This window comes from Thorsellia kenyensis (genome assembly GCF_042432445.1).
Lineage (GTDB): Bacteria > Pseudomonadota > Gammaproteobacteria > Enterobacterales > Thorselliaceae > Thorsellia > Thorsellia kenyensis.
The window spans coordinates 34,109-48,617 of record NZ_JBHLXE010000070.1; the positions used below are offsets into that span (position 1 = coordinate 34,109).

A 14,509-nucleotide genomic window follows, 5' to 3' on the forward strand; every position below is an offset into this window, starting at 1 on the left:
TCTGTTTTTTAACGTTTGCTTTTTTGGGTGAAATAAGAGTTATTTAACTTTTATTTCCTATAGTTATAAATCAAACACTCAAAGTATACGCTTTGAGTGTTAAAATGATATTACCAACGATAGTGCGCAAACGCTTTATTCGCTTCCGCCATACGATGAACATCTTCACGTTTTTTCACAGCAGAACCTTTGTTCTCAACAGCATCACTTAACTCATTTGCTAAGCGAAGTGCCATTGATTTATCACCACGTTTACGAGCTGCATCCACAATCCAACGCATTGCTAACGCATTACGTCTTACAGGACGAACTTCTACAGGCACTTGATAGGTAGAACCACCTACACGGCGAGATTTAACTTCTACTGTTGGGCGAACATTATCTAATGCCACCTCTAGCGCTTCAAGGTGCGCTTTACCTGTACGCTCAGCTAAAGAGTCTAAAGCTGAATATACAATTGATTCTGCGATTGATTTCTTACCATCAACCATTAGGATATTGACAAATTTTGCCAATAATTCTGATCCAAATTTAGGGTCAGGTAAAATTTTACGCTGACCGACATCGCGACGACGTGGCATGGAAATTCTCCGTTTAAATATTTCAGGATTGTCCAAAACTCATTGAGATAAGTTTGACATTGTTTAATTAAAAATAACGTTTGGCCTTACTTAACGGAATCCATTAAGATTTAGGTCTTTTAACGCCGTATTTTGAACGAGACTGCTTACGGTCTTTTACACCTGCACAGTCAAGTGCACCACGAACTGTATGGTAACGCACACCTGGTAAGTCTTTAACACGACCACCACGGATTAAGATCACGCTATGTTCTTGTAAGTTATGACCTTCACCACCGATATATGAAGTTACTTCAAAGCCATTAGTTAAACGAACACGGCATACTTTACGCATTGCAGAGTTCGGTTTCTTTGGCGTTGTTGTATAAACGCGAGTACAAACTCCACGTTTTTGTGGGCAAGCTTCTAATGCAGGAACGTTGTTTTTCACAACTTTCGATGCACGTGGCTTACGCACCAACTGATTAATTGTTGCCATTAAATTTCTCCTAAGAGGTTCTATCAAGGTCTATTTATCCCATAGGACAAATAAGACCGCCTTAAATAAACGTGTGATAAACCTTCTCATTACCTCTTTTAAAGATAACAAAAAGGACGCAATATTCTAAGCACGTATGTAATTTATGTCAAGCCCTAAACTCATTGCGATTCTTTTATCTTTTAGGGTTTTGTAAATTTGCATCACTTGTTAGCCGTTCTAATTTCATCATTAATTTACTTTAAATTCAGAGTATCCAACTTTCAAAATACTTCAATAATTTTTATTTAAAATGCTTCCGAGTTAATATTGCTATGTAGATGTGGTTATTAAGATCAAATTAATCATTTTGTATATCCCCTCACTATGTTAAAAAGAGTCATACAGAACCAAGCAAGTCCAAGTATCTACGTTTCATATGAGGAGTAACTTTTAATTACGTAAACTCGCCTTATTCTGGTTAGCTATGCTCAATGGAAATCAAGATGCGGGTTTTGACATTATTTAACCTTCACTCACTAGACATACGAATGATATCTGCACCTGCAACCTAACGTAAATAGATTAAAAGCATTTCTGAACATTCGCGTGCAATACTTTTGTGCTAAGAAGACAAAAAATAAAAAACCAGAAAACATTTTTTGCTGTTTTCTGGTTTTTTCTATGATTTTTTATGGCGTCAATCTTTTAATAAAATACGGGTATTTCTCTCAGTCATCGATTATTTTACACGTGAAACGTATTCACCACTTCGTGTATCAACTTTAATGACTTCACCTAACTGTACAAAAAGTGGAATTTTAACAACCGCGCCTGTTGATAATGTGGCTGGTTTACCGCCTGTTCCCGCTGTATCACCTTTCAGACCAGGATCTGTGTCTACAATTTCAAGTTCCACAAAATTAGGTGGTGTTACAGCAATAGGTTGTCCATTCCATAAAGTTAAAATACATTCTGCATTTTCTACTAACCACTGGGCGTTATCACCAACTGCTTTAGCATCCGCTTGTAATTGCTCAAACGTTTGATTGTTCATAAAGTGCCAAAACTCACCATCGGTATACAGATAGTCCATGTTTAGATCCATGACATCTGCACCTTCAACTGATTCATTTGATTTAAACGTTTTGTCTAGGGTTTTACCAGAGATTAATTTTCTTACACGTGTACGTGTAAATGCTTGACCTTTACCTGGTTTTACAAATTCAGTGTCCAAAATTACACAAGGTTCGCCATCTAACATGATTTTTAAACCGTTTTTTAAATCATTACTTCCATAAGTAGCCATTGGGGTCCTCTTAAAATATAATTAATAATGCCGATACATAAAATGCAATTGGTAATGAGTGATAACCCGCCAGAGTAAAAGCCAGTCACATTCATTGAGCACGCAGTTCTTTTTTTATGGTACAAAATAGCACTCACAAAAAATTCTTTCTCATATATAACCAACCTAGCAAATCTTAGATCCTAATGTTAAGCTTAGTTTTAAAGCAAGAGCTTCACAAATAGAGGAGAACTGAGACAACAGTAAATATTCTTTGAAAATATTCAGGTTATAAATTAACAGATACAATTTTATGTGAGAACTATCTAGCAGCCAGTTATGAGTGATTCAACACACTATTGCCTCTATTGTACTCCAAGGCAGCCATATAATAGTTTACCACAAAGTAAAGTAATTAATCATGCTGTATTTTATTTACGATCTCTAATTTTGTTCTGTCTGGCAAAAAAACTTTTTTTACTTTACGCATAAACCAAAATATTTCAATCGTTTACAAAAAAACTTAAGCTCACTTAAATCATGCTGGTGTTACCTATCTTTAGATCAGTATTCGTTATGTGGCTGATATGGTATAATTATTCACTTAAGCATTGCTATGACATAGCTCTTGTTTCTATAAAAGAGAATGCCATCATCTTCTTTTAATTTACTAAGATTTGCCTCTACTTTTTATAATAGATATAGAGTTAATGAATACAACACATTACAATGTAGCACTCACAGAAGTCATTTATTCAAGATAAAAAAAGAAAAACTTGAACGTATTCAACATTTCTACTTAGGGAACCCATAATGAGTGAGCACAAGGATAATAGCTTAGTTACTAAAGAATGGATTAGCGATTTAAAACAAGTTGTGACTTCACCTGAAGAATTATTAAGTTTACTAAATATTCCCGTTACTCCTCAGTTAAAAGAAGGCTTTCTCGCTAAAAAACTCTTTAATTTGCGTGTTCCTCGCCCTTTTATTGACCGGATGGAAAAAGAAAACCTAAATGATCCCCTTTTAAAACAAGTGCTAACTCACCAAGATGAATTTATACAGGCTCCAGAGTTCACTAACGATCCTCTCGAAGAGCAAGAAAATTCAATTCCAGGTTTATTGCATAAATATACCTCTAGGGTATTACTTGTATTGAAGGGAAGTTGTGCTATTAACTGTAGATACTGTTTTAGGCGGCATTTTCCCTATGAATCAAATGCTGGTAATAAAAAAAATTGGCAAAATGCGATTGATTACATTCAAAATGATCATGCCATTGATGAGGTGATTTTATCCGGTGGAGATCCTTTAATGGCAAAAGATGAGGAAATCGCCTGGATATTTGAACAAATTGAAACCATACAGCATATTAAAACCATCAGAATACATACACGTCTTGCAGTTGTTATCCCAAATAGAATATCTGAAAAGCTACTCGATATTTTTTATGCCAGTACAAAAAATATCGTACTAGTTACTCACATTAATCACCCGAATGAAATAGATGATAAAGTGATTGCAAAAATGAATTTACTGAGAAGCGCTAAGGTAACGCTCTTAAATCAGAGCGTGCTATTAAAAGATATCAATGATAACGAAAAAACGCTCATTTCGCTCAGTCACAAATTATTTGATGCGGGAATTTTACCTTATTACCTGCATCTTCTTGATAAAGTCGAAGGAGCTGTACATTTTTACGTAGACGACAATAAAGCTAAATTGCTAATGCAAAAAGTACAAGCGGCTATTTCTGGCTATCTCGTCCCTAAATTGACAAGAGAAATCCCTGGTAAACCAAGTAAAACCCCTATAGATTTTATGTCTCTTTAGGGGTATAACTTGACTACTCAAATGATATACTTAAGCACTAATAATAATTTAAAACCGTAAATTAATTGTTTCAAACACACTAGTACCACTTGCCGTATTTTTTTATGTATATCGTTTTAATTAGTTGAGTCAATGACATATAACCTATCATGGTTGCTATCAGCCAATAAAAATATGACCCGTCAAGGGCAATAAAGCCTAAACTTGCTCCGAGTGAAGAATATGGAAGATAACAAGCAACAGCAATTGCAAGTGTCGTTGAGATCATAATAGGTAAAGACGCTCGACTTTGAATAAAAGGAATTTTACTGGTTCTAAGCATATGAACAACTAGCGTTTGTGAGACAAGTCCTACCATAAACCAGCCAGAATTCATAATATCTTGCCCTGCATTTCCTCCATGTAGCGCATAAGCAGCACCCGCACCAAACACAGTCCACATTAAGATATACGTTGTAATATCAAAGACTGATGAAGTCGGTCCGAGCCAAAGCATAAATCGTTTAATATTAGGGGCATCCCATTTACGAGGTTTAGCCAAAAACTCTTTATCCATTTTATCCCAAGGCAATACGGTTTGTGAGATATCATAAATCAGATTTTGGATAAGTAAATGAATAGCTAGCATAGGCTCCCATGGTAACCAAGCTGAAGCTACTAGCACGGAAAACACGTTACCGAAATTTGAACTGGCGGTCATGTTCAAGTATTTAAGAATATTCCCGAATGTTTCTCTCCCCTTAACGACACCTTCTTCTAAAACCAATAAACTCTTCTCAAGTAAAATAATATCAGCCGTCTCTTTAGCAATATCTGCACCTGTATCAACTGATATACCAACATCTGCGTCCCTTAGTGCAGGGGCATCATTTATACCATCACCTAAAAAACCGACAGTATGCCCATTAGCTTGTAATGCCTTAATAATTCTAGATTTTTGTGTAGGTGTAAGTTTCGCAAAGAGGGCTGTCTTATCGAGAATCTTGCACAAAGCAATATCATCGAGTTTATCAATTTGATTGCCTGTAATTAAGTGTTCAGTATCAATACCAACAAGTTCACACACTTGTTTTGCGACATAAACGCTATCACCAGTCAAAACTTTAACTTGTACACCCTTTTCATTTAGGGCTTTCACTGCGCCAGCAGCAGACTCTTTTGGTGGATCGAGAAACGTCAAGAAACCCGTTACAATAAGATTGTACTCATCATCAGCAAGATAATTGACTTTTTTATCTTCATCAGCAATATTTTTAAATCCAATTAACAATGTCCGATAACCAGATTCATTGAATACCTTAGCTTCTGATAAAATATGTTGTCTGATAGATTCATCTATGGGTAATATTTTTTCTCCAATCTGGTAATGTGTGCTCACAGAAAGCATCTCTTCTACTGCCCCTTTAGTGATCATTATCTGCTGTTCAGTTTGGTCACTTAATACGACGGATAAACGTCTTCTCATAAAGTCAAAAGGTACCTCATCAATCTTTACATACTTATCAAGATGAATAGTATATTTTAGTGAATTTCCTGCCTCTATAATCGCTTTGTCTATTAGGTTCTTTTGACCATTCTGAAAAGAGGAGTTTAACAAAGCTTGTTCTAAAACCTTTTCACAAGGCGCTTTATTCATATTTTGATAATGGGAAAGTGTAATATGATCATGAGTTAATGTACCTGTTTTATCAGTACATAGCACATCCATAGCACCAAGATTTTGGACGGAATTTAATCTTTTTACCACCACTTTACGTTTGGCGAGATTAATTGCACCTTTAGCAAGATTGGTTGAAACAATCATAGGAAGCATCTCAGGTGTTAATCCGACAGCGACTGCTAACGAAAAAGTGACTGCACTTAGTATGTCACCTTTAGTAAACCAATTAATGATAAAAACCAAAGGTACCATTACCAACATAAACTTGATCAGTAACCAAGAGACACTATTCACACCTCTATCGAAATGCGTTTCAACTCTTTTGTGGCTAGTCACATTTTTTGCAAGTGCACCAAAATAGGTTGAATCCCCTGTAGCGATAACGATGCCTTTTGCATACCCACTGACAACATTTGTGCCCATAAAACATAAACCTGGGGCATCTAATACACCGCTCTCTTCACTACTTGATTTCACCTTTTTTTGGGAGACATGACTCAATGTATCATATTTTTCGATTGGTAGAGCTTCTCCTGTTAACACTGCCTGACTGACAAACAAGTCTCTTGATTCTAATAACCTAATATCCGCAGGGATCATATCTCCAGCTTCAAGTTGAACAATATCACCAATAACTAACTCTTTCATATCCAGCTCAATTCTTACTCCATCAACCTCCTCTTGACTTCGCCTGATAACAGATGCTTTATTGGAAACCAACGCTGATAATTTCTCCGATGCTTTATTAGAACGGTACTCTTGAATAAAACGTAAAAAACCACTTATACCGACCATAGTCAAGATAACCAAGATACTGAATAAACTTTGTTCTTCTGGACTTGCAAATTTTACGTCGGTGAAATAGCTTATGGTAGCAAGAATCAATAGTACGTAGATAAATGGATTATTGAATGCTTTAAAAAACTGAACTAAGAGAAAAGGTGCTGAGTCTGATTTAATGGTATTAGGGCCATAAATAGCTAATCTTGCTGAAGCATCCTCTTTTGTCAGTCCTTTAGGATTTGATTGAAAGAGTTCAAACAGTTTATTAAGTGGAGGATATGCCCACTGTGTTACCTTTTCTTCTAATGAAGATTTGCCTGTAGTTGAATCAATAGGCTGGGAAGTTTTTTGAATTAATTTAAGATATTTATTAGATACTTTAATTTTATCTATTTTTTTTGGATAAGTCATAAGATACTCCAATGGTTATGCATATGCATATTCATTGAGTATTTATCTATTTAAAGAGAGTCCTCAAAAAATAAGCATATGCAAATGGCTTAACTAAATAGCAAGCTAAATCTAAATAACTGTTTTGCCAGCACAGCGTTACTAGCAATTTAATGTATTTATTTAGTAAAATTTCGCTCGGATCGTCGTCCATTAGTTTTCCTTTAAATGAATAAAAAATTGTTTATAAAACAACGTGAAATTGAAGAAACACAACAAAGTGCCTTCACCCAGTCCATTAATTGAGATAAATGACGCTAGGCTCCATTCAGTTTAGCTGCAAAATCGAGTCATTAAAATAATGAGCGCAACAAAATAATGACCACAAAAACTTAACTGTTATTGCTTGATTAGAATAACTGAACCCCTTAACGTTACTACTACTTATTAAGTTCTGCAAATTTAAAATGTGAAAAAAACTCATCGAAGAATCAAAAAAGTGACTCGTTTAATAAAAATTTCTTTTATTCTACTTAAACATGAAATTTAGTAAGAACAGTAACATACCTTTTTTATATTAACTAACTTTAAGAAACTCGACAAAGCTTGACTATAATAAATAATTAACCTTATTTACATATTAATACATATAGATGCACTCAATTAAACTTTTACAGCCTGGCAAGGATTTATATTGATTAAAGTAGAAAAGTCACTCTATTTGATGAAAAAAAAATCAATTAAATACAGCAATTAAAAATTATTGTTGACGAAAAGCAAAAATATCATTACTATTTGCAGGTCTTCAAGAGATGATAAGTGGAGCGGTAGTTCAGTTGGTTAGAATACCTGCCTGTCACGCAGGGGGTCGCGGGTTCGAGTCCCGTCCGTTCCGCCACTTATCCTAATAAATAATTGCAACTTCATTTTTTTAACATAATCCCATCACTCATTATCATTTAATAATACCTATTTCAGAATATTTTCCTGACATTTAAATTAACTCGTAATTAAAGCCATTTTTCTAATATTTTTTTTACATACTCATTTTCTAAACGATGACCTGCCCCTTCAACAATATGCAATGGTATGTCTAGATAACTTGCTATTTCTTTCATTTGATCATTTGGACATTGCCAATCCTGAGATCCTAGATGTATCTCAAATCTCTTTGGGAGTGGAAATTGGCCTTCTTTAACACAATTTTTTATGCGATCACTTTGAGGGGGAATAAATATTTTACCTAACTGAGAATGTGTCGCCTTTCCAACAATAGGTGAAAGAAGTAAGACTTTACCTCTGAAGGCTGGGAGGCCTATTTGTGCTTGCAAATATAAATATGCGCCAAAAGAAATGGCAATCAGTTTAGCCTCTGGTGAGTTTATCCTTACCAGATCAGCTTGAATGATATCTATCTGTTGCGGATAAAATAATTTACCAAAATCATCAACAAGTGCTCGTCCTTCTACATTAAATCCTCGTCTCAGTAATTCAGCCCCTAAGCCTTCATCTAGTGCACGGCCTCTTCCGGGTAAAAGATAAATTTTTTCTGGCTTCATTATTCAATTCCTTAAAATAAAAAACCCAGCGTAAAAACACTGGGCTCATCAGTATAACTCATTTTAATCACTTATCGTAAGCGATTAGTGGTTATAGTGCGTAACGAAGAACAGCCACCACACTATTAGCACCTTGTGGTAAATCTTCCTTACGGACAGCAACAACTTTAGCCCCAGTTTCTAGAGCACGTTTAGTGATTTCATCAATAACATCACCTTTTTCAGCACTTGAAGCATCATATGTAGTTACTTTTCCTTCAGCACAGATTCTACCAGGAATAGAAGCATCAATATCTACAAGTAATGTATCCACTGCACCAAAAGTCACTTTGCGAGCAATATCAGATAGATCAAAAGCAGTACGATTTTGGTTTTGACGTTCAGCCACAAGAGCTAATGCCGCATCTAATTGAGCTTTATGATGAAGAGCTAAAACAGGACGCGCTAACTCAACTAACTCAGCTACGGATGTGTTATCTGCACTTAAATTAACGTGAGTTTGAATCAAGTTAGGTAAATTACAGTGCTTTTTGAATAACGCGGCAATATGATCTGTTGCAACTAAAATCAAAGGTTGGTTATTTTGTAGATAATAAGGACGTAATACTTGATTAATATAACGCACATATTGTGTTAATCGCGCACTTTCTTTATGCATAGCAACTTGTCCCATACCATCAGGGTTAGCTAAAAGAGCATGCATTCCTTTTGATGGTAGTTCAGCAATATTTTCCTCTACTGCTTGGCCATTCTCAAAAAATTCAATAAGACGAACACTGTTTTCAGTTAACACTAAGATATCAGCAGAATGGGAGAAAGTTAATGAACGTAGTAGCGGTTTGATATAAAAAGTACTAGATACTTCCACACGAGAAGTTATCTCATTTGGTAAACGGTAAGTAACTAATTTATCCGCAGTAACAAAAACAGCAAGAGCACTTGAGTGTAGACGCCAAAATGAATCATCTGCAAGAAGATCGTCTAATTGTTCAGTAATTGCAGCTAAACGGCGTTTATCTAAATTTATCGCTTCTAATTTTTGTACCGCAGTCTTAACTAGGTTTGATAATTCCACTTTACTTGAATGAAGTTCTTCTCTTAAAGGTGATGTTTTAAGAAAGATACTCACACATGCATCTGCATTCTCATTCGCTAACTGACTAATTTCTGACACACAAGGTAAATCAATATGTAACATGTTCTTCTCCAAATAAAATAAAATAACGCTATTAAAAACTTATTGTGGCTATTCGGCCTATTCACTACCATATATTTATAATGCAAGGATATTTAAAGAGAGAAATTATCTCAGCGCACCTAAATTCACTTTTGGTTTAAACATCAATAAAACTGTCATCCTGAGCATTTAGCATGAAATTAGAAATTTTGGTAATTAAGGCGAATACTTTGTATTATGCTATGATAGCACTATTGTAAAAATAGTTATCAATATAATTTACATAAAATAACACCATGACTATTATCACATCAATTTGAATGAGTATCAAATATAAATGATGAAATAAAAGGCATTTTGAAGAAGAAAAGTTCATTTTTTAGGTAATATTTTGTTACGCAATTAACAGAGAGGGAATAAGGAATTAAATAACAACGTGTGGATGTGAGCGCAGCAACGGGCAGGAAAATCGAATTGAAGCAATGAATCGTTAATTAACAGAAAAAAATCAAACCAAAAAAGGTACCCTCAATCCTCATTGAAAGTACCTTGAATAGAAGAAATAAATGAATCAATATGCTTGTCTATTTCGTTAGTAACTTAATAAATGCCTCAGCTGTTGCTTCTGAAGATGCTGGATTTTGGCCAGTCACTAGTAAAGGGTTTATTGCAACATGACTTTGCCAGTTAGCAGCTCTTGTATATATACCGCCATGACCCTTTAACATATCTTCTACTAGAAATGGAACTATATTTGTTAATTTAACGGCTTCTTCTTCCTCATTTGAAAAGCCAGTAACATTTTTTCCTGCAACAATAGGTTCACCAGAAGGTGTTTTCGGATTTTTTAACACTGCAGGACCATGGCAAACTGCGCCTATTGGCTTGGATTGAGCATAAAAAGATTCAATTAAATGAATTGAATTTTTATCTTCTGATAGATCCCATAAAGGCCCGTGACCACCTGGGTAAAAAATAGCATCATAATCGTCAGCCTTAAGCTGACTTAATACATGAGTATTTGCTAATGCCTCTTGCAGTGATTTATCTTCATTATAACGTAAAGTAGATGCGCTATTATCTGCCATGCTGCCAGGATCTATCGGAGGTAAACCTCCCTTAGGTGAAGCCAAAGTGATTGTTGCACCGGCATCTTTAAAAACATAGTAGGGAGAGGTAAACTCTTCTAACCAGAAACCTGTTTTAATGTCCGTATTGCCTAATTGATCATGTGAGGTTAAAACCATAAGAATATTCATAAAATAGCTCCAATATAATTTAGAAAGTAGAAAAACGACAATAATTGTTACTGCAAATTCAAAAAAACAGATTCATTATAGGGTAAAGAAAAAAGTAAAATATAGCTAAATTTCTTTATCAGCTTTATGTCTATAAATTTTAAAGTGTACAGAACAAGTTATAACCTGAATAATGCTTTGTTTTTTGAACTGATGAAAATATAATACCTCAACAAGCATTATTCTAAAAATACTAATTTATTATATCTGATATAAATATTTTGAATATCAAATTTAATAATTTCGAAGTGCTCTGTTTGCTCAAGAGATTTTGTTGCTTATAACAAATAATGCGCTTTTCTTGTTATTGAGCAAAGGTGATAATATTAATAACGTATTCACTAGATTTGTGCTTTTAAAAAAATAGAGAAAGCATACGTTTCAATACCTTAATTAAGGTACTATAAAAAAAGAACACTATCCTTTAATACTTCATTTAACTTTAAAGAATCATTAGGAAAAAATATGTCGCTACCTTATCCAAATAAAGAAATAGAACATCTCGCAATAGTCACCGGTGCTTCAAAAGGCTTAGGCTATTCAATGACCAAAGTCCTTTTAAGTGAAAATGTATTTGTTGTCACTATTGCCAGATCTGATAACATCCTAGACGAAAATGATCTTCTTACAGAAAAAAATACACATCATTTTTCGGCTGATTTATCTTGTACTGAATCAACAACCTCACTGTTAGAAAAATTAACTAATTTTATTGACGGACTAGACGCACTCAAAAGTATTACACTCATTAACAATGCAGGCACTGTCGCGCCCATGGGACTGTTCGATAGCACCCTAAATGACTATACTTTTAGCGAGGCATTCGAGTTAAATGTTGTGTCCGCTATGCGCTTATGTAAATGGTTAATCGAAAGAAAAGATATATCAGATGAAAATAAAAAAATATTAAATATCTCATCTGGAGCGGGTAGAAAAGGTGTTCCTGGCTGGGGAGTTTACTGCGCGACGAAAGCGGCGTTAGATAGATTTAGTGAAGTCATTGCATTAGAACGGCCCAAGATATTGGTTTCCTCGCTTGCGCCAGGTGTAATTGATACACAGATGCAACAAACCATAAGAGCGACACCTAAAGAAAATTTTCCTACCTTAGATAGATTTACTGAATTGCATGCAAGTGGAAATTTATCTCATCCTGATAAAACCGCCAAAAAAATCATTAACTTCCTAGCTAATAAAGACTTTGGAGCAACAGTTATTGACGACATCAGACTGCATGATGTTTAAAAGGATGAAATCAAATGAACAATTTATCGAGAAATAAAAAATAACTCCCCCCTGACCATTAAAATATAAATAAGCTCAAAGGGATATGTCTAGGTTACATCAATGAGGTATATACTAAAAAACTGAATATCCCATAAAAGAGATTAGTTAAGCCAATCCCTGGATAATAACAAATTTTTCTAGCAATTGCTCTTCTGTCTCTATGTGTTTTGGATCGGTAATAATACAATTATTAATGGGGCAAACAGAGACACAAGTTGGCGTTTCATAATGCCCCTTACATTCCGTACAAAGAGAGGGATTAATCTCATAAATCTCTTCTCCTAGGCTAATTGCCCCATTAGGGCACTCTGGTTCACACATATCACAATTTGTGCATTTATGAGTAATGAGTAAAGCCATGCTTAGTCCACTTTCTTCATAGGATTGCGTGTATCTTGCCCAGGTTTGAAGTTACGCATCAACAAAGCATAATCTAATAAAATATCAGTAGGTATAGGTATATAGACAATATGACTTTGTCCTTTTGCATCGGTGATCTCTTCGCCTTTTTTATTTTTCATTTGGGTTAAGTCAAAAGTAATGTTTCCCTGAGGAGTCATTAATTCTAAGTTATCACCTACTTCAAATTTATTTTTAACTTCCACCTCAGCAAATTCACCATCTCTGATGCCCGTGAATTCACCAACAAATTGTTGTTGTTCAGATAACGAATAACCATATTCATAAGTCTGGTAACTATCATGTGTATGGCGTCTTAAGAATCCTTCTGTATAACCTCGATGCGCTAAATTCTCAAGTGTTCCCATTAAACTTTCATCAAACGGTTTACCTGCAACCGCATCATCTATTGCTTTCCGATAAACTTGAGCTGTTCTGGCACAATAATAAAATGATTTGGTTCTTCCTTCTATTTTTAATGAATGCACACCCATTTTAGCTAATCGTTCGACGTGCTGCACTGCCCTTAAATCTTTAGAGTTCATGATGTAAGTACCATGTTCATCTTCAAAAGCAGCCATTTTTTCATCAGGATTATGAGCTTCGCTAAGCAGCATCACTTCATCCGTTGGTAATCCTTCACCTAATGTAGGTTCGGGCCTCTGTTCCAATACTTCAACTTTTTGTGGGGTAAAATATTCAACTATTTGCCCAGTTGCAGTATCCTCTTTAGCCGGTTCCACTTGATAAGACCAACGACAAGCATTAGTACAAGTCCCTTGATTAGGATCACGTTTATTCATATAACCAGAGAGCAAGCACCGGCCTGAATATGCCATACAAAGTGCGCCATGAACAAAAACTTCTAGCTCCATTTCCGGGCAATGGGTTCTAATTTCTTCTATTTCATCAAGGGATAATTCTCTAGACAAAATCACACGACTAATTCCTTGAGAGGCCCAAAACTTCACACTTGCCCAGTTAATCGCATTGGCTTGAACAGATAAATGGATGGTCATATCAGGAAAATGATCACGCACCATCATAATTAAACCAGGATCACTCATGATAAGTGCATCAGGTTTCATCTCAATGATGGGGGCTAAATCTTTAATAAAAGTTTTTAACTTAGCATTGTGAGGACTTATATTACAAACGACGTAAAATTTTTTACCCTGCTCGTGCGCTTCATTGATCCCAATGGCTAAATTTTCATGATTAAATTCATTATTACGAACACGTAAGCTATAACGTGGCTGACCTGCATAAACTGCGTCTGCTCCATAAGCAAAAGCGTAACGCATATTTTTTAAACTACCTGCAGGTGACAAAAGTTCTGGTTTAAAATTCATCTTTTTTCTCAATTATTAACACTGGTGTTTAGAGTGATACTTCACTCTGAAGTTACTCCCCTAAAGTGCAGGAGGATGACAATTAAATTCTTTATGAAATAGTGCTATTGCGCTGCCTAGGATACAAAAGACTCAAAATATACAAGGTATATAATCCTGTTCTAAGAGTCATTTACAGATTAATTAGATTTATTCATTGATCCATAAATTGAATTAATTTATTTATTTTTGTTCCGAATTAAATCACTCTGACTACGAATTAAATATATAGATTTACATTCAATTAAATAGTATTTTTAAAACATAATAAAAGCATTAACCATTAATTTTCTTAGGGCATATTCTACCATAAACTCTTGTAGATTTAAGTAACGAAGAAATAATTTTTAGAGTCTCTTTTTCATCTTAAAATATGAGTCCATAATATTTATCCTACCTACAACCT

General features: G+C 34.8%; 11 protein-coding genes and 1 tRNA gene. 3 read left to right on the forward strand and 9 right to left on the reverse strand.

Going from position 1 to position 14,509, the window contains the following annotated elements:
* Positions 1-110 precede the first annotated feature (110 nt).
* From rpsG to efp, 3 genes are all read right to left on the reverse strand, one after another.
* Positions 111-581, reverse strand: a complete 471-nt coding sequence (gene rpsG, locus ACFFIT_RS05975; RefSeq protein WP_385876738.1) for a 30S ribosomal protein S7 — start codon at positions 579-581, stop codon at positions 111-113.
* A gap of 103 nt (positions 582-684) precedes the next feature.
* On the reverse strand, positions 685-1,059 hold the full coding sequence (gene rpsL / locus ACFFIT_RS05980; RefSeq protein ID WP_385876792.1) for a 30S ribosomal protein S12: 375 nt from the start codon (positions 1,057-1,059) through the stop codon (positions 685-687).
* Positions 1,060-1,780: 721 nt separating this feature from the next.
* Positions 1,781-2,347, reverse strand: coding sequence for an elongation factor P (efp, locus tag ACFFIT_RS05985; protein WP_385876739.1), 567 nt, complete (start codon positions 2,345-2,347; stop codon positions 1,781-1,783).
* Between the two features lie 792 nt (positions 2,348-3,139).
* Here efp and epmB point away from each other — a divergent pair.
* The gene (gene epmB / locus ACFFIT_RS05990; protein WP_385876740.1) at positions 3,140-4,159 is read left to right on the forward strand and encodes an EF-P beta-lysylation protein EpmB; all 1,020 of its coding nucleotides are present in this window, start codon (positions 3,140-3,142) and stop codon (positions 4,157-4,159) included.
* Between the two features lie 79 nt (positions 4,160-4,238).
* Here the strand turns inward: epmB and mgtA are convergent, their stop codons facing one another.
* Complete coding sequence (gene mgtA, locus ACFFIT_RS05995) at positions 4,239-7,013, reverse strand: magnesium-translocating P-type ATPase (RefSeq protein ID WP_385876741.1); 2,775 nt, start codon at positions 7,011-7,013, stop codon at positions 4,239-4,241.
* A gap of 800 nt (positions 7,014-7,813) precedes the next feature.
* On the opposite strand from mgtA, the gene ACFFIT_RS06000 reads away from it, so the two are divergent.
* A tRNA-Asp gene (locus ACFFIT_RS06000) sits at positions 7,814-7,890 on the forward strand.
* A 112-nt stretch (positions 7,891-8,002) separates the two neighbouring features.
* Here the strand turns inward: ACFFIT_RS06000 and ACFFIT_RS06005 are convergent.
* From ACFFIT_RS06005 to ACFFIT_RS06015, 3 genes are all read right to left on the reverse strand, one after another.
* Positions 8,003-8,551 (reverse strand): hypothetical protein, encoded by a 549-nt coding sequence (locus ACFFIT_RS06005; protein WP_385876742.1) that lies wholly within the window; start codon positions 8,549-8,551, stop codon positions 8,003-8,005.
* Between the two features lie 91 nt (positions 8,552-8,642).
* A complete protein-coding gene (locus tag ACFFIT_RS06010; RefSeq protein ID WP_385876743.1) occupies positions 8,643-9,749 on the reverse strand; it encodes a baeRF3 domain-containing protein in 1,107 nt (368 codons plus the stop codon).
* 563 nt (positions 9,750-10,312) lie between these two features.
* Positions 10,313-10,987, reverse strand: a complete 675-nt coding sequence (locus ACFFIT_RS06015) for a type 1 glutamine amidotransferase domain-containing protein (RefSeq protein WP_385876744.1) — start codon at positions 10,985-10,987, stop codon at positions 10,313-10,315.
* A 504-nt stretch (positions 10,988-11,491) separates the two neighbouring features.
* On the opposite strand from ACFFIT_RS06015, the gene ACFFIT_RS06020 reads away from it, so the two are divergent.
* Positions 11,492-12,271, forward strand: a complete 780-nt coding sequence (locus ACFFIT_RS06020; RefSeq protein ID WP_385876745.1) for an SDR family NAD(P)-dependent oxidoreductase — start codon at positions 11,492-11,494, stop codon at positions 12,269-12,271.
* A gap of 147 nt (positions 12,272-12,418) precedes the next feature.
* Here the strand turns inward: ACFFIT_RS06020 and ACFFIT_RS06025 are convergent, their stop codons facing one another.
* Both ACFFIT_RS06025 and trhP read right to left on the reverse strand, forming a co-directional pair.
* Positions 12,419-12,673 carry a YfhL family 4Fe-4S dicluster ferredoxin gene (locus ACFFIT_RS06025; RefSeq protein ID WP_385876746.1) on the reverse strand — a complete coding sequence of 85 codons (255 nt, stop codon included), beginning with the start codon at positions 12,671-12,673 and terminating at the stop codon, positions 12,419-12,421.
* 2 nt (positions 12,674-12,675) lie between these two features.
* Positions 12,676-14,064: a prephenate-dependent tRNA uridine(34) hydroxylase TrhP gene (trhP, locus tag ACFFIT_RS06030; protein WP_385876748.1), complete on the reverse strand. Its 1,389-nt coding sequence runs from the start codon at positions 14,062-14,064 to the stop codon at positions 12,676-12,678.
* Positions 14,065-14,509: the final 445 nt, after the last annotated feature.

Excerpts from the sequence above, each read along its gene's own strand:
- rpsG (WP_385876738.1), bottom strand. The coding sequence starts at position 581 with ATGCCACGTCGTCGCGATGTCGGTCAGCGTAAAATTTTACCTGACCCT.
- rpsL (WP_385876792.1), bottom strand. The coding sequence starts at position 1,059 with ATGGCAACAATTAATCAGTTGGTGCGTAAGCCACGTGCATCGAAAGTT.
- efp (WP_385876739.1), bottom strand. The coding sequence starts at position 2,347 with ATGGCTACTTATGGAAGTAATGATTTAAAAAACGGTTTAAAAATCATG.
- epmB (WP_385876740.1), top strand. The coding sequence starts at position 3,140 with ATGAGTGAGCACAAGGATAATAGCTTAGTTACTAAAGAATGGATTAGC.
- mgtA (WP_385876741.1), bottom strand. The coding sequence starts at position 7,013 with ATGACTTATCCAAAAAAAATAGATAAAATTAAAGTATCTAATAAATAT.
- ACFFIT_RS06005 (WP_385876742.1), bottom strand. The coding sequence starts at position 8,551 with ATGAAGCCAGAAAAAATTTATCTTTTACCCGGAAGAGGCCGTGCACTA.
- ACFFIT_RS06010 (WP_385876743.1), bottom strand. The coding sequence starts at position 9,749 with ATGTTACATATTGATTTACCTTGTGTGTCAGAAATTAGTCAGTTAGCG.
- ACFFIT_RS06015 (WP_385876744.1), bottom strand. The coding sequence starts at position 10,987 with ATGAATATTCTTATGGTTTTAACCTCACATGATCAATTAGGCAATACG.
- ACFFIT_RS06020 (WP_385876745.1), top strand. The coding sequence starts at position 11,492 with ATGTCGCTACCTTATCCAAATAAAGAAATAGAACATCTCGCAATAGTC.
- ACFFIT_RS06025 (WP_385876746.1), bottom strand. The coding sequence starts at position 12,673 with ATGGCTTTACTCATTACTCATAAATGCACAAATTGTGATATGTGTGAA.
- trhP (WP_385876748.1), bottom strand. The coding sequence starts at position 14,064 with ATGAATTTTAAACCAGAACTTTTGTCACCTGCAGGTAGTTTAAAAAAT.